At 34.1% G+C, this 16,371-nt stretch carries 9 protein-coding genes; 2 read left to right on the plus strand and 7 right to left on the minus strand.

Going from position 1 to position 16,371, the window contains the following annotated elements:
* Positions 1-13: 13 nt before the first annotated feature.
* Complete coding sequence (locus AC6CH4_RS00180) at positions 14-967, minus strand: AAA family ATPase (RefSeq protein WP_498099119.1); 954 nt, start codon at positions 965-967, stop codon at positions 14-16.
* Positions 968-1,045: 78 nt separating this feature from the next.
* On the minus strand, positions 1,046-2,476 hold the full coding sequence (locus tag AC6CH4_RS00185) for a peptidylprolyl isomerase (RefSeq protein ID WP_498099121.1): 1,431 nt from the start codon (positions 2,474-2,476) through the stop codon (positions 1,046-1,048).
* A 501-nt stretch (positions 2,477-2,977) separates the two neighbouring features.
* On the opposite strand from AC6CH4_RS00185, the gene AC6CH4_RS00190 reads away from it, so the two are divergent.
* Entirely contained in the window at positions 2,978-4,417 is a 1,440-nt protein-coding gene (locus AC6CH4_RS00190; protein WP_498099123.1) for an alpha-amylase, read from the plus strand.
* 157 nt (positions 4,418-4,574) lie between these two features.
* Positions 4,575-6,164 carry a peptide chain release factor 3 gene (locus tag AC6CH4_RS00195; protein ID WP_056190737.1) on the plus strand — a complete coding sequence of 530 codons (1,590 nt, stop codon included), beginning with the start codon at positions 4,575-4,577 and terminating at the stop codon, positions 6,162-6,164.
* A gap of 252 nt (positions 6,165-6,416) precedes the next feature.
* On the opposite strand, the gene AC6CH4_RS00200 is transcribed toward AC6CH4_RS00195, so the two are convergent.
* The 5 genes from AC6CH4_RS00200 to rplJ all read right to left on the minus strand — a co-directional run bounded on the left by AC6CH4_RS00200 (position 6,417) and on the right by rplJ (position 16,356).
* A complete protein-coding gene (locus AC6CH4_RS00200; protein ID WP_026985797.1) occupies positions 6,417-6,728 on the minus strand; it encodes a DUF3467 domain-containing protein in 312 nt (103 codons plus the stop codon).
* Between the two features lie 10 nt (positions 6,729-6,738).
* Positions 6,739-11,049, minus strand: a complete 4,311-nt coding sequence (gene rpoC / locus AC6CH4_RS00205; RefSeq protein WP_056195160.1) for a DNA-directed RNA polymerase subunit beta' — start codon at positions 11,047-11,049, stop codon at positions 6,739-6,741.
* Between the two features lie 262 nt (positions 11,050-11,311).
* Positions 11,312-15,124, minus strand: a complete 3,813-nt coding sequence (rpoB, locus tag AC6CH4_RS00210) for a DNA-directed RNA polymerase subunit beta (protein ID WP_192185704.1) — start codon at positions 15,122-15,124, stop codon at positions 11,312-11,314.
* 265 nt (positions 15,125-15,389) lie between these two features.
* Positions 15,390-15,761, minus strand: coding sequence for a 50S ribosomal protein L7/L12 (gene rplL, locus AC6CH4_RS00215; RefSeq protein WP_007807437.1), 372 nt, complete (start codon positions 15,759-15,761; stop codon positions 15,390-15,392).
* A 91-nt stretch (positions 15,762-15,852) separates the two neighbouring features.
* Positions 15,853-16,356, minus strand: a complete 504-nt coding sequence (gene rplJ / locus AC6CH4_RS00220) for a 50S ribosomal protein L10 (protein ID WP_056195154.1) — start codon at positions 16,354-16,356, stop codon at positions 15,853-15,855.
* Positions 16,357-16,371 lie beyond the last annotated feature (15 nt).

Consider the following 16,371-nt stretch of genomic DNA (forward strand, 5'->3'; position numbering starts at 1 on the left):
TTTTTATCTATTTCTAAAGCAACTTCTGAATAATGATATCTTCTGTTATTCCCTCAGCATCTGCTTTATAATTTTTAATAATTCTGTGGCGTAAAATTCCGGTTGCAACTGCTTTTACATCTTCAATATCTGGTGAAAATTTACCATTAAAAGCTGCATGTGCTTTTGCTGCCAAAATCAAGTTTTGAGAAGCCCTTGGTCCGGCACCCCAGTCTAAATAATTTTTCACAAAAGCATTAGACAAAGTATTGTCCGGACGAGTTTTGCTTACCAAAGTCACAGCATACTCAATAACATTATCAGCTACAGGAATTCTACGGATTAAATGTTGAAAATCAATAATTTCCTGTGAAGTGAATAATGGATTAATGGTTGTTTTAGCATCCGATGTTGTACGTTTAACAACCTGAACTTCTTCTTCAAAAGTTGGATACTCTAATTTTATGGCAAACATGAAACGATCTAACTGCGCTTCCGGTAACGGATAAGTTCCCTCCTGCTCAATTGGATTTTGAGTTGCCAATACAAAGTATGGTAAATCTAATTTGTAATTCTGTCCTGCAATAGTTACCGAACGCTCTTGCATTGCCTCAAGTAATGCTGCTTGTGTTTTTGGTGGAGTTCTGTTGATCTCATCTGCCAAAATAATATTTGAAAAGATTGGTCCTTTGATGAATTTAAACTGTCTGTTTTCATCCAGAATCTCACTTCCTAAAATATCTGAAGGCATCAAATCCGGCGTAAACTGAATTCTTTTAAAGTCCAAACCTAAAGCCTGTGACAACGTATTTATCATTAAAGTTTTTGCCAAACCCGGAACACCTATTAAAAGAGCGTGTCCTCCTGAAAATATACACAATAAAATTTGATCTACAACTGCATCCTGGCCTACAATGATTTTTGCTATTTCTGATTTTAATTCGTTTCGTTTTTGAACTAAATTATGAATTGCTGCTACGTCAGACATTTAAGTATGTTTTTAAATTGAAAAAGAGTTAGCTCTATGAATTCATAAAACTAACTCTTTTTATTTATTTAATAAAAATTATTTTTTCAACCAATTGTTCGCAAAAGCACAATCTCTGTATTCTCCAATAATTTTAATATAAGTATCTTTAATCTTAGTATCGAACCATTTTCCAATCGCTTCAATTTGTTTTTCTTTCAATGCTAAATCTTTAATTTTTGTATAATCCTTAGCATAATCAGCTACATGCTCATCAATTCTGTTAGTGACAGTAATTAATTTATAGGTTTTTTTTCCTTTATCATCTGTACTTAAAAGTGGTTGAGAAACTTCAGTATCTTTTAAATTCGAAACCTGGCCGTATAATGTCGGGTCCATCTTAGTCAACTCAAAACGGGTGTCTTGTGTATTAGGATTTATTAAGACTCCTCCATTTGCTCTTGTTTCTTTCTCGTCAGACTCTGTTCTGGCAGCATCTGCAAAAGTTACCTCTTTAGATTCTATCTTTTTTCTAATGTTGGTAATTCTTTCTTTTGCTTCTTTTAAAGCATCCTCAGAAACCGTTGGTGAGATTAAAATATGACGTAACTCAACTTCTTGTCCTTTAATTTTATCTATCATAATAATATGATATCCGAAATTTGTTTTGAAAGGTTCTGAAATTTCGCCTTCCTGCAAACTAAATGCTACATCTTTAAATTCTTTTACAAAAGGGGTTTTTCTGGTCATTTTATAATAACCTCCGTTAGACGAAGATCCAGGATCTTGTGAATACAAAACTGCTTTTGTAGCAAAACTTGAGCCCTCAAGAACATCTTTTCTAATAGCATTTAATCTATCGATTACTTTTTGTTCATCTTCTTTTGAAACTTTTGGTTCTACCACAATCTGCGCCACTTCCATCTCTGCTCCAAAAGTTGGTAGCTCTTCTTTAGGTATTTTTTTAAAGAAATTACGAACTTCTTCGGGCGTAATTTGTACACCATCAACAATTTTATCTCTCATTTCTGAAGATAATTTTTGTTCTTTTAAAATATCTGCAAAATAAGTTTTAAATTCTTCTACAGAACTTTTTTTATAATACTCAACTACTTTATTGATATCACCAACTTGTTTCACCATATAATTCAGTCGATCGTCCATCATGCTTCTTACTTCTGCATCACTTACTATAATACTGTCCTGAATCGCCTGGTGTGCATATAGTTTATCTTCTAAAAGTTTACCAAGCATTTGACATCTTGTAATATCTTTTACATTTCCTCCCTGAGCAGTAATTTCTAAAAATCCTTTATCAATATCTGAATCTAAAACAATATAATCTCCAACAGTAGCAATGATACCGTCAACTTTTAGCTTCTGTCCAGTAGGAACTTCAACTGGTTTTTGAGCCACAACATCTGGAATAATTTCCTGAGCCGAAACAATTGAGTTGAAAAAAAGTAAAAAACACATTGTCAACACTAGTTTGTAATCAATTGTTTTTAGCTGTAATTTTTTTAATAACATTATTTTAAATTTAATTTGAATGTAAAGATCTTGCCTTCGTACTTCGTTTTTAAAGTAAAAATCACTAAATAATTAAGATCTAGTTCTTTTTAAGTTATAACGAACAAAAATAACAATTCAATCACATAATACAACTATCAGCCATACTATTAACAAAAAATTATATGGGTAACATTTCTATTTCATAAATAGAACCCATTTCCTAACGATTATTAGCTAAAATGAGAAGAAGACCTCACTTCTAAAATTTTCAGAGATAGCTTGATTGAAAACACATAGTAATCACAAAGGACTAAATTTCAATAAAATAAAAAAAGTTTTTAACACTACAACGTTTTCGTTGTATAACTATTTTCTTATAAAAACGTATCAACTAAAAAAACACATACTTTAGATGCGTAATTAATAATTTTCTAGTGGTAAAATTACGAATATCTCGTTTTATCACTTAAAAAAGAATAATTATAAAACTTTATTAACCTCTTTAACCAAATCTTAATTATGAAAAACCACAATGCAAAAATTTATGTAATCGCTGCAATCGCGGCATTTTTTTGTTCGTGTTCGCCAAATGAAACAAATGAAGTTGACTCAAGAGCTGAAAGTCAGCAATTTGAAATTATTAATGTGACACATCATGACGGAAAGCCTTTTAGCACAGGAGCTAAATCGTCACTAACTGGAAAATATGTTGATAATCCGGGTGGCGGAGTTATGATGCAAGCCTTTTATTGGGACGTTCCTGCCGGAGGAACCTGGTGGAATACCGTTAATGGTAAAGTGACCGCGTGGTCAAATGCCGGAATTGGTTCTATTTGGCTTCCACCTGCTTCTAAAGCACAAAATGGCCCCTTTTCAATGGGATACGATCCAACAGATTACTTTGATTTTGGAGATTACAATCAAAACGGAACTACAGAAACGAGATTTGGTTCTAAAACTGAATTGGTAAGTTTGATTACAAAAGCACATACTGAAAACATGAAAGTATATGCCGATATCGTAATTAATCATAACAGCGGAGGACAATCAGAAGCTAACCCATTTACAGGAACTAATACCTGGACTAATTTTAATGGAATTGCTTCCGGAAAGTTCAAACGTACTTATGTTAATTTCTATAAAAATAGCTACGGTAATAACGACGAAGGTTCTTTTGGAGGTTTTCCAGATTTATGTCATGCAGATCCTTATGTGCAGGATTGGTTATGGAAACGAGCTGATGGAGTTGGTAAATATTATAAAAACACGATGAAATTTGATGGATGGCGATTTGATTATGTAAAAGGTTTTGCTCCCTGGGTTGTATACGATTGGAATGCAAACGTTGGTGGATTTTCTGTTGGTGAATTATGGGATTCTAATGTAGACATATTAAATAACTGGGCTAATAGTGCCAACAGTTCTGTTTTTGATTTTGCCTGTTATTATAAAATGAATGATGCTTTTGACGGAAATAATCTTGCTCTTTTAAACGATGATATGATGTGGAAAAGAAATCCGTACAAGGCAGTAACATTTGTAGCAAATCATGATACTGATGAGATTTCAAATAAATTATTGGCGTATTCTTATATTTTAACACATGAAGGATACCCAACAATATTCTATAGAGATTACGAAGAATGGTTGGATAAAACGAAACTAAATAATCTAATTTGGATTCATAATAACAAAGCAACCGGAACAACATCTATTTTATACTCTGACAATGACGAATATGTAGCAAGAAGAAATGGTTACAATGGAAATCCCGGATTGGTTGTTTACATTAACAACTCAACTGTTTGGCAGGAAAGATGGATTCAGACAAATTGGGCTAATACTCAAATTAAAGATTTTACAGGGAATTCAACATGGTATCCAACTACACAAGCAGATAAATGGGTAAAAATTCAATGTCCTCCAAAAGGATATTCGGTTTGGTCTATTAATCAATAATTCATAAAAACAACAATTAAAAGACTGTTCTAAAAAAACGGTCTTTTTTTTTGCTTTAAAGTTTCTGTTTATAAAGTAATGACTTCTAAATTATAGAAGTGAATATTTTTATTAAGCCGTAATTAATAGTACTTTTGCAAACCTATTTATACAAAATATGAGCTTTTTAAAAGAAATACAACGCAGAAGAACATTCGGAATTATATCGCATCCCGATGCCGGTAAAACAACTTTAACTGAAAAATTACTGTTATTTGGAGGCGCAATTCAGGAAGCTGGTGCTGTAAAAAATAATAAAATAAAAAAAGGAGCAACGAGTGATTTCATGGAAATCGAACGCCAAAGAGGTATTTCGGTTTCAACATCCGTACTTGCTTTTAATTATAAAGACAAAAAAATCAATATTCTTGACACACCTGGACACAAGGATTTTGCCGAAGATACATTTAGAACTTTAACTGCTGTAGACAGTGTTATTGTTGTTATTGACGTTGCAAAAGGAGTCGAGGAACAAACTGAAAAATTGGTTGCGGTTTGTAGAATGAGAAACATTCCAATGATTGTTTTCATCAACAAATTAGACCGTGAAGGAAAAGATGCTTTTGACTTAATGGATGAAGTGGAACAGAAATTAGGTTTAACAGTTACTCCTTTGAGTTTCCCAATCGGAATGGGTTATGACTTTCAGGGAATTTACAATTTATGGGAGCAAAACATCAATCTTTTTAGCGGTGACAGCCGTAAAAATATTGAAGAAACTATTGCTTTTTCAGACGTTCAAAATCCGGAATTAGAAAAAATAATTGGTCAAAAACCTGCAGATAAATTACGTGAAGAATTAGAATTAATTGATGAAGTTTATCCAAAATTTGAACGTCAGGATTATTTAGACGGAAAAATTCAGCCTGTATTTTTTGGTTCAGCTTTAAATAATTTTGGAGTTCGTGAATTGTTAGATTGTTTTGTAACTATCGCTCCTTCTCCAAGACCAAAAGATTCCGAAACTCGTTTAGTTGATCCAAAAGAAGAAAAAATGACCGGTTTTGTATTTAAAATCCATGCTAATATGGATCCAAAACACCGAGATCGTTTAGCTTTTATCAAAATTGTTTCCGGAACTTTTGAAAGAAATAAACCTTATTACCATGTTCGTCAGAAGAAAAATCTAAAATTTTCTAGTCCAAATGCATTCTTTGCTGAGAAAAAGGAGATTGTAGATATTTCATATCCTGGTGACATTGTGGGTTTACATGATACAGGAAACTTTAAAATTGGAGATACTTTAACAGAAGGAGAAATAATGAGTTTCAAAGGAATTCCAAGTTTCTCTCCAGAACATTTTAGGTACATTAACAATGCTGATCCAATGAAAGCCAAACAATTGGACAAAGGTGTAGATCAGCTAATGGATGAAGGTGTTGCACAACTTTTTACACTAGAAATGAACAATCGTAAAGTAATTGGAACCGTTGGAGCACTTCAATATGAAGTAATTCAATACCGTTTAGAACATGAGTACGGAGCAAAATGTACTTATGAAAACTTCCCTGTTCATAAAGCTTGTTGGGTAAAACCAGATGATGCAAAAAATGATGAATTTAAAGAATTCAAGCGTATTAAACAAAAGTTCTTAGCTCATGATAAGTATGGCCAATTGGTATTCTTAGCTGATTCTGATTTTACAATCCAAATGACTCAAAGCAAATATCCGAGTGTTAAATTATTTTTCACTTCTGAATTTGATTAAATTCTTCTTTTTGAAGAACATATAAAAAAAGCGCTAATTATATAATTAGCGCTTTTTTTTAATTTGAATTAATCAACCTTTACTAAGTTATTATATTCCAAAAAATTAAATCTCTTCATTAGGAGAGAGCAAGTTAAAATAATACTGTTTAAGATGGAAATTTAGTCGACGAAAGTAAATTTAAATCGGTTAAAGTGCATGTAATTTTAGATTTCAAGTAAAAAAAAAGCCCCATTACTGGGGCTTTAAAATTTATGCTTGTCCTGCCGGACCAAAATTAAGCGGAATTGGTGCTTGTTCAGTGTCTTTGATCTCGCCATGAGCGACTTCAAAACGATGAATATTTTCACCAATTGCTTTTAATAATCTTTTAGCATGTTGTGGTGTCAGGACAATTCTTGACTTTACCTTGGCTTTAGGAATACCTGGCATAATGCTCACAAAATCTAAAACAAACTCTGATGATGAGTGGTTGATAATTGCAAGATTAGAATAAATTCCTTCTGCAATAGTTTCATCCAACTCGATATTAATTTGCTCTTGTTGTTGTTTCGGATTACTCATAGTTTCCTAATTAATAAATATATTCTTCTTTATTAGCCATCATTTCATTGTAATCGTCTTTAGAACCTACGATAGTATTGTCATATTCTCTCATACCAGTTCCTGCAGGAATTCTGTGACCAACAATTACATTTTCTTTTAATCCTTCTAAATCATCTACTTTACCAGCTACTGCAGCTTCGTTAAGTACTTTTGTTGTTTCCTGGAAAGAAGCAGCAGAGATGAATGATTTAGTTTGTAACGAAGCTCTTGTAATACCTTGCAAAACTGGTGTTGCAGTTGCAGTAATTACATCTCTGGCTACAACTAGATTCTTATCATTTCGTTTAAGCAATGAGTTTTCATCACGTAGATCACGAGGAGAAATAATCTGACCTGGTTTCAATACAGCAGAATCTCCAGCATCTTCAACTACTTTCATACCATATAATTTATCATTTTGAACGATAAAATCTTTAGTATGAATTAATTGATCTTCCAGGAATAATGTATCCCCTGGATCCTGAACTCTTACTTTACGCATCATTTGACGAATAACTACCTCAAAGTGCTTGTCATTGATTTTTACCCCTTGTAAACGGTACACCTCTTGAATTTCATTTACCAAATACTGTTGAACAGCAGCCGGTCCTTGAATTCTTAAAATATCATCTGGTGTAATTGCACCGTCAGACAATGGTACTCCTGCTCTTACGAAGTCATTTTCTTGTACTAAGATTTGGCTAGAAAGTTTAACTAAATACTTTTTAATCTCACCAAATTTAGATTCGATAACAATTTCACGGTTACCTCTTTTGATTTTTCCAAAAGAAACAACACCGTCAATTTCAGAAACAACCGCTGGGTTTGAAGGGTTACGAGCCTCAAGCAACTCAGTAATTCTAGGTAAACCTCCTGTGATATCGCCCGCTTTAGAAGAACGACGTGGAATTTTAACTAATACTTTACCTGCTTTAATTTTCTCACCGTTCTCAACCATAAGGTGAGCTCCTACTGGTAAGTTATACGAACGAATCAATTCACCTTCTTTACCGTAAACCAATAAAGTTGGAATTAATTTTTTATTTCTGGCTTCAGAAATTACTTTTTCCTGGAAACCTGTTTGCTCATCGATTTCAACCATGAACGATTGTCCTTGCTCTAAATCCTCATAAGCAATCTTACCAGTAAATTCAGAAACAATTACACCATTATATGGATCCCACTTACAGATCACAGATCCTTTAGTAACTACTTCACCATCCTTAACAAAAATACTAGATCCGTAAGGAATATTGTGTGTATTTAAAACGATTCCAGTTTTCTCATCAACTAATTTTAATTCAGTTGAACGTGATACTACGATATCAGTCGCATTACCTTCACTGTCTTCACCTTTTACAGTTTTTAAATCTTCAATCTCAAGTCTACCGTTGAATCTTGTAACAATACTAGATTCTTCAGAAATACCTCCGGCAACCCCTCCAACGTGGAACGTACGAAGTGTCAACTGTGTACCTGGTTCTCCAATAGACTGAGCTGCAATAACTCCGACAGCTTCACCTCTTTGTGTCATTTTTCCAGTAGCTAAGTTTCTACCGTAACATTTAGCACAAATACCTTTTAAAGCCTCACAAGTTAATGGAGATCTAACCTCTACTTTTTCAATTGGAGAAGCTTCGATAGTTCTCATAATTGCTTCAGTAATTTGGTGTCCAGATTGAACCATTACTTCATTAGTAAGAGGATTTATAACATCTTGCAATGCAACACGTCCTAAAATTCTTTCTCCTAACGATTCAACGATTTCCTCATTTTTCTTCAAAGCAGAAACTTCAACACCTCTTAAAGTTCCACAATCTTCGATGTTAACAATAACATCTTGCGAAACATCATGAAGTCTTCTTGTCAAGTATCCGGCATCGGCAGTTTTAAGAGCCGTATCCGCAAGACCTTTACGAGCACCGTGAGTAGAAATAAAGTACTCAAGGATCGAAAGACCTTCCTTAAAGTTAGAAAGAATCGGGTTTTCAATAATCTCACCACCACCAGCAGTAGATTTTTTAGGCTTAGCCATCAAACCACGCATACCAGTTAACTGACGAATCTGTTCCTTAGAACCCCTCGCTCCAGAGTCAAGCATCATATATACAGAGTTGAAACCTTGTTGGTCTTCTCTAATATTTTTCATTGCTAATTCTGTCAACTGAGCATTTGCTGAAGTCCATACGTCAATAACTTGGTTGTAACGTTCGTTATTCGTAATAAGACCCATATTATAATTCACAGAAATACCTTCAACTTGCTCTCTGGCATCTGCAATTAATTTTGTTTTTTGTTCTGGAATTCTAATATCTCCAAGAGAGAAAGATAAACCTCCTCTAAATGCAAATTTATACCCCATATCTTTCATATTATCCAAGAAAGCCGCAGTAGTAGGTACATCAGTCACACTTAAAATGTGCCCGATAATATCTCTAAGGTTTTTCTTAGTCAATACATCATTGATATATCCAGCTTTTTCAGGTACTACTTCATTAAATAATACACGTCCTGCTGTTGTTTGAATAATTTTGAACACTAATTCTCCAGCTTCATTAAAATCTTTAGCTCTAATTCTTACACGAGCATTCAATTCTAATCTTCCTTCGTTTAATGCAATGTTTACTTCTTCAGCAGAATAAAAAGTTAAGTCTTGACCTAAAATTACATGTTCTGGTGTTGAAATACGTTCTTTGGTCATATAGTATAGACCCAAGACCATATCCTGAGAAGGTACAGTAATTGGAGCTCCATTTGCAGGATTCAGGATATTATGAGAAGCCAACATTAATAATTGTGCCTCTAAAATAGCCTCTGGTCCTAATGGCAAGTGAACTGCCATCTGATCTCCATCAAAATCGGCGTTAAAAGCCGTACATACTAATGGGTGCAATTGGATCGCTTTTCCTTCAATTAATTTTGGCTGGAAAGCTTGAATACCAAGTCTGTGTAATGTAGGAGCACGGTTAAGTAATACTGGATGTCCTTTAATTACATTTTCAAGAATATCCCAAACTACAGGCTCTTTTTTGTCGATTATTTTCTTAGCAGATTTTACTGTTTTAACAATACCTCTTTCAATCAATTTACGGATTACGAAAGGTTTGTATAATTCAGAAGCCATATCTTTTGGCAAACCGCATTCGAATAATTTTAATTCAGGACCAACAACAATTACCGAACGAGCAGAATAATCCACACGTTTTCCAAGTAAGTTTTGACGGAAACGCCCTTGTTTACCTTTTAATGAATCCGATAATGATTTTAATGGTCTGTTAGATTCTGTTTTAACAGCAGAAGCTTTACGAGTGTTATCAAATAATGAATCTACAGATTCCTGTAACATACGTTTTTCGTTTCTTAAGATAACTTCTGGAGCTTTAATCTCCATTAATCTTTTTAAACGGTTGTTACGGATGATTACACGACGGTATAAATCATTTAAATCTGAAGTTGCAAAACGACCTCCATCAAGTGGTACAAGCGGACGTAATTCTGGTGGAATAACAGGAACCACTTTCATAATCATCCACTCAGGACGATTTTCACGGTTTAAGTTAGACTCACGGAAAGACTCAACAACTTGTAATCTTTTTAAAGCTTCAGTTTTACGTTGTTTAGATGTCTCGTTGTTAGCGCTGTGTCTTAATTCATAAGATAAAGCATCTAAGTCAATACGAGCCAATAAATCCATAATACATTCTGCTCCCATTTTGGCAACAAATTTATTAGGATCCATATCATCTAAATATTGGTTTTCTTGCGGAAGAGTATCTAAAATATTCAAATATTCTTCTTCAGTTAAGAAATCTAATCTTTGTAATGATTCTCCATCTGCATTTTTAGCAATACCAGCTTGGATTACTACGTATCTTTCGTAGTAAATGATCATATCTAATTTCTTAGATGGAAGACCAAGGATATAACCAATTTTGTTTGGAAGAGAACGGAAATACCAAATGTGAGCAATAGGCACAACAAGATTGATGTGTCCTACTCTGTCACGACGTACTTTTTTCTCAGTAACTTCAACACCACAACGGTCACAGATAATACCTTTGTAACGAATTCTTTTATATTTACCACAAGCACACTCAAAATCCTTAACAGGTCCGAAGATTCTTTCGCAGAAAAGTCCGTCACGCTCTGGTTTGTGAGTTCTGTAGTTGATAGTTTCTGGTTTCAACACCTCTCCTCTTGATTCTTTCAAGATAGATTCTGGTGAAGCCAATCCAATTGAGATTTTATTAAATCTTTTAACTGGATTTTTATCCTTATTATTATTTCTATTATTCATCATAGTTTTTACTATTGATTTATTTGCAATTAAAAAATTGATTTTAGATTTCTGATTTTTTCCGCTTTAAGCGAAAATTACTCAGTAAACTACTACCTCGGGTTACTTCTCTAAACTTCAAACCTAATTATTTTGAAGTGCTAATTATAAAACTCTTAGAGCTTATATAAAAAATCGGAACGGGTTACGGGTATAAATCCTAAAAACTTCTATAAATGAGTAATCAGCCCGATAAAAATCGGGACTGAAAACTGCTTAAAACTTATTATTCTTCTAAACGAATGTCAAGTCCAAGACCTTTTAATTCATGCATTAATACATTGAATGATTCTGGTAATCCTGGTTCTGGCATAGACTCACCCTTAACGATAGCTTCGTAAGTTTTAGCTCTACCAATAACGTCATCCGATTTAACTGTCAAGATTTCACGAAGTGTACTAGATGCTCCATAAGCCTCAAGTGCCCAAACCTCCATCTCTCCAAAACGCTGACCTCCAAATTGAGCTTTACCTCCAAGTGGTTGTTGAGTGATCAACGAGTATGGTCCGATAGAACGTGCGTGCATCTTATCATCAACCATGTGTCCTAATTTAAGCATGTAAATTACACCCACAGTCGCTGCTTGGTGGAAACGCTCTCCAGTACCACCATCATAAAGATAGGTATGTCCAAAACGTGGTACTCCAGCCTCATCAGTTAATTCATTAATTTGATCCAAAGAAGCACCATCAAAAATTGGAGTAGCAAATTTTCTACCTAAATTTTGTCCAGCCCATCCAAGAACAGTTTCATAAATCTGACCAATGTTCATACGTGAAGGTACCCCAAGTGGATTCAATACGATATCTACAGGTGTTCCGTCTTCAAGGAAAGGCATGTCTTCATGACGAACGATTCTTGCAACAATACCTTTGTTACCGTGACGTCCTGCCATTTTATCCCCTACTTTCAGTTTACGTTTTTTAGCGATATAAATTTTCGCTAATTTCAAGATTCCAGATGGTAATTCATCCCCAACTGTAATAGTGAATTTTTCTCTTCTTAAAGATCCTTGTAAGTCGTTCAGCTTAATTTTATAGTTATGAATTAAATCATTAACCATTTTATTTGTAGCATCATCAGCAACCCATTGACCTTTGCTTAAGTGAGCAAAATCTTCTACTGCGTAAAGCATTTTTTGAGTATATTTTTTACCTTTTGGTAAAACTTCTTCGCCCAAATCATTCATTACACCCTGAGATGTTTTTCCGTTCACGATCAGGAATAATTTTTCTACCAATCTGTCTTTTAATTCAACAAATTTAGTTTCAAATTCCATTTCTAAAGCGCCTAAAGCATCTTTATCCTGAGTACGTTTACGTTTATCTTTTACGGCTCTTGCAAATAATTTTTTGTCAAGAACTACACCATGTAAAGATGGAGAAGCTTTTAATGAAGCATCTTTTACATCACCTGCTTTATCTCCAAAGATTGCACGAAGCAATTTCTCTTCCGGAGTAGGATCTGATTCTCCTTTTGGTGTAATTTTTCCTATCAAAATGTCGCCAGGTTTAACCTCTGCTCCAATTCTGATCATACCGTTTTCATCTAAATCTTTAGTAGCTTCTTCAGAAACGTTAGGAATATCGTTTGTTAACTCCTCATTTCCTAACTTAGTATCTCTAACCTCTAATGAATAATCATCAACGTGGATAGAAGTAAAAATATCATCACGAACTACTTTTTCAGAAATTACAATCGCATCCTCGAAGTTATATCCTTTCCATGGCATGAACGCAACTTTTAAGTTTCTACCTAAAGCTAATTCTCCATTTTGAGTAGCATAACCTTCTGATAATACCTGACCAAGAACAACTCTGTCACCTTTTCTTACGATTGGTTTCAAGTTGATACTTGTACCTTGATTGGTTTTTCTAAATTTAATTAAGTTGTATGTTTTTTCATCAGTATCAAAACTTACCATTCTTTCGTCTTCAGTACGGTCGTATTTGATAGTAATGATATTAGCATCAACGTATTCTACAGTTCCATCTCCCTCAGCATTAATCAATACTCTTGAATCTGAAGCCACTTGACGCTCTAAACCTGTACCAACAATCGGCGCTTCCGGACGGATCAAAGGAACCGCCTGACGCATCATGTTAGATCCCATCAAGGCTCTATTCGCATCATCATGCTCCAGGAAAGGAATCAATGAAGCCGAAATCGAAGCAATCTGGTTAGGAGCAACGTCTGTATAATGTACTGCAGATGGTTCAACAACTGGGAAGTCACCTTCCTCACGAGCAATAACATTGCTAGCTGTAATTTTACCTGAAGCATCCATTTCAATGTTTGCCTGAGCAATCATTTTTCCTTCTTCTTCTTCAGCACTTAAGTAAATTGGAGTACTTTCTAAATCAACTACACCATTAGTTACTTTACGGTAAGGAGTTTCGATGAAACCCATTCCGTTTACTTTTGCATAAACACCAAGAGATGAAATCAAACCAATGTTTGGTCCCTCAGGAGTTTCAATCGGACATAAACGACCATAGTGAGTATAGTGAACGTCACGAACCTCGAAACCAGCTCTCTCTCTCGAAAGTCCACCAGGTCCAAGTGCAGATAATCTTCTTTTGTGTGTAATCTCCGCTAATGGATTCGTTTGATCCATAAATTGAGATAACTGGTTAGTACCAAAGAAAGAGTTGATAACTGATGATAATGTTTTAGCATTAATCAAATCAATTGGTGTAAACACCTCGTTATCTCTAACGTTCATTCTCTCACGAATAGTTCTGGCCATACGTGCTAAACCAACACCGAATTGTTGAGACAATTGTTCTCCAACTGTTCTAACACGACGGTTTGATAAGTGATCAATATCATCAATCTCAGCTTTAGAGTTGATTAATTCGATCAAATATTTTACAATGGTAATGATATCTTCTTTGGTAAGCACTTGCTTTTCCATTGGGATATCTAAACCAAGTTTTTTGTTCATTCTGTAACGACCAACTTCACCTAAGTTATAACGTTGATCAGAGAAGAACAATTTATCTATAATACCTCGAGCAGTTTCCTCATCAGGCGGTTCAGCGTTACGCAACTGACGGTAAATATGCTCTACAGCTTCTTTTTCAGAGTTGGTTGGATCTTTTTGTAACGTGTTGTGGATAATAGCATAATCTGCCTGATTGTTATCCTCTTTATGTAACAAAATAGATTTAACGTTAGAATCGATGATTTCTTCAACATTATCTTTATCGATAATAGTATCTCTATCAAGGATGATTTCGTTACGTTCGATAGAAACTACCTCTCCGGTATCTTCATCAACGAAATCCTCGTGCCAAGTGTTCAATACACGTGCAGCAAGTCTTCTTCCAATATATTTTTTAATACCTGTTTTAGAAACTTTAATTTCTTCAGCTAAGTCAAAAATCTCAAGGATATCCTTGTCTCTTTCGAACCCAATTGCACGGAATAAAGTTGTAACCGGTAATTTTTTCTTTCTATCGATATAAGCATACATAACGCTATTGATATCTGTAGAAAATTCTATCCAGGAACCTTTAAAAGGAATTACTCTGGCAGAATAAAGTTTTGTTCCATTTGCGTGGAATGATTGACCAAAGAAAACCCCAGGAGAACGGTGTAGTTGAGATACTACCACACGCTCAGCACCATTGATTACAAAAGTACCGCTTGGAGTCATATAAGGTATTGTTCCAAGGTAAACATCTTGTACAATAGTTTCAAAATCTTCGTGTTCTGGATCTGTACAATATAGTTTTAGCCTGGCTTTTAAAGGCACACTATAAGTAAGACCTCTCTCTATACATTCTTGAATTGTATAACGTGGCGGATCTACAAAATAATCAAGGAATTCCAATACAAAGTTATTTCTTGTATCTGTGATTGGAAAGTTTTCCATGAAGGTGTTGTACAATCCTTCGTTGCCTCTTTCGTCAGATTTCGTTTCTAATTGAAAGAAATCTTTAAAAGATTTAACCTGAACATCTAGGAAATCCGGATAGTCAGGGATATTTTTTGTAGAGGCAAAATTCAATCTTTCAGTCTGATTTGTTATCATCAATGGACAAAATTTTGATTAAAAAAAAGTAATTTTTTGTGTAAACACACACTGTTTAATCTATACTTTCTTATTATAATCAATACATCTTTAAAAATAAACTGGTAAAATTCAGCTCAATCTTTTTTCTTCGTATTGATCAAAAACTTTTTCGTATTTTAAACTATTTGATAATAAAATTGGATATATTTTATTATACGAAAAATGGTTTAGGCCATTGAGCGTTCACTCAAGACCTAAACCTAGTTCTTAAAACCTAGTAAACTTATTTAAGTTCAACTACAGCTCCAGCTTCTTCTAATGATTTTTTAAGACCTTCAGCCTCTTCTTTAGAAACACCTTCTTTAACGTTACTTGGAGCACCGTCAACTACATCTTTAGCTTCTTTAAGACCTAAACCTGTAAGTTCTTTAACTAATTTTACAACTGCTAATTTAGAAGCACCAGCTTCTTTTAATACAACTGTAAATTCAGTTTGTGCTTCTTCAGCAGCACCTTCTCCACCACCAGCAGCAACTACTACAGCTGCAGCAGCAGGCTCGATACCATACTCGTCTTTTAATATTGTTGCTAATTCGTTAACTTCTTTAACTGTTAAGTTAACTAATTGTTCTGCGAATTGTTTCAAATCTGCCATTTTTTCTATCGTTTAAAATGATTTGTAAAATATAATTTATTTATTGTGCGCTAATTAAGCTACAAGGAAATAGAATTCCTTGCATGAATTATTATGCTTCAGCTTCTTCTTCGCTACCAGCGAATTTGTTTTGTAAAGCAGAAATAATTCTTTGTGCTGGTGATTGCAATAATCCAATAAGTTCTCCAAGAAGTTCTTCTTTAGATTTAATAGTTGCTAATGCATCTAATTGATCATCTCCAATATAAATTTCAGAATTAATATAAGCTCCTTTTAATACAGGTTTTGCTGATTTTTTTCTGAAATCTTTAATTATTTTTCCAGGTGCATTTGCAACATCTGAAATAAATATAGCACTATTACCAGTCAATACTGAAGGTAAGTCACCATAGTCATTAGCAGAAGCTTCCATTGCTTTTGCAAGCAAAGTATTTTTTACAACCTCTAATTTTATACCTGCTTTAAAGCAAGCTCTTCTCAAGCTTGAAGTAGTTTCTGCATTTAATCCAGAAATATCAGATACATAAATAATATTTGTACCAGCTAACTGTGCAGTTAAATCTTCAATCGCGATTGATTTTTCTTCTCTAGTCATACTAAAAATTATTAA

The sequence above is a fragment of the Flavobacterium sp. GQ95 genome, assembly GCF_059758655.1.

Excerpts from the sequence above, each read along its gene's own strand:
- AC6CH4_RS00180 (WP_498099119.1), bottom strand. The coding sequence starts at position 967 with ATGTCTGACGTAGCAGCAATTCATAATTTAGTTCAAAAACGAAACGAA.
- AC6CH4_RS00185 (WP_498099121.1), bottom strand. The coding sequence starts at position 2,476 with ATGTTATTAAAAAAATTACAGCTAAAAACAATTGATTACAAACTAGTG.
- AC6CH4_RS00195 (WP_056190737.1), top strand. The coding sequence starts at position 4,575 with ATGAGCTTTTTAAAAGAAATACAACGCAGAAGAACATTCGGAATTATA.
- AC6CH4_RS00190 (WP_498099123.1), top strand. The coding sequence starts at position 2,978 with ATGAAAAACCACAATGCAAAAATTTATGTAATCGCTGCAATCGCGGCA.
- rplL (WP_007807437.1), bottom strand. The coding sequence starts at position 15,761 with ATGGCAGATTTGAAACAATTCGCAGAACAATTAGTTAACTTAACAGTT.
- rplJ (WP_056195154.1), bottom strand. The coding sequence starts at position 16,356 with ATGACTAGAGAAGAAAAATCAATCGCGATTGAAGATTTAACTGCACAG.
- rpoC (WP_056195160.1), bottom strand. The coding sequence starts at position 11,049 with ATGATGAATAATAGAAATAATAATAAGGATAAAAATCCAGTTAAAAGA.
- rpoB (WP_192185704.1), bottom strand. The coding sequence starts at position 15,124 with ATGATAACAAATCAGACTGAAAGATTGAATTTTGCCTCTACAAAAAAT.
- AC6CH4_RS00200 (WP_026985797.1), bottom strand. The coding sequence starts at position 6,728 with ATGAGTAATCCGAAACAACAACAAGAGCAAATTAATATCGAGTTGGAT.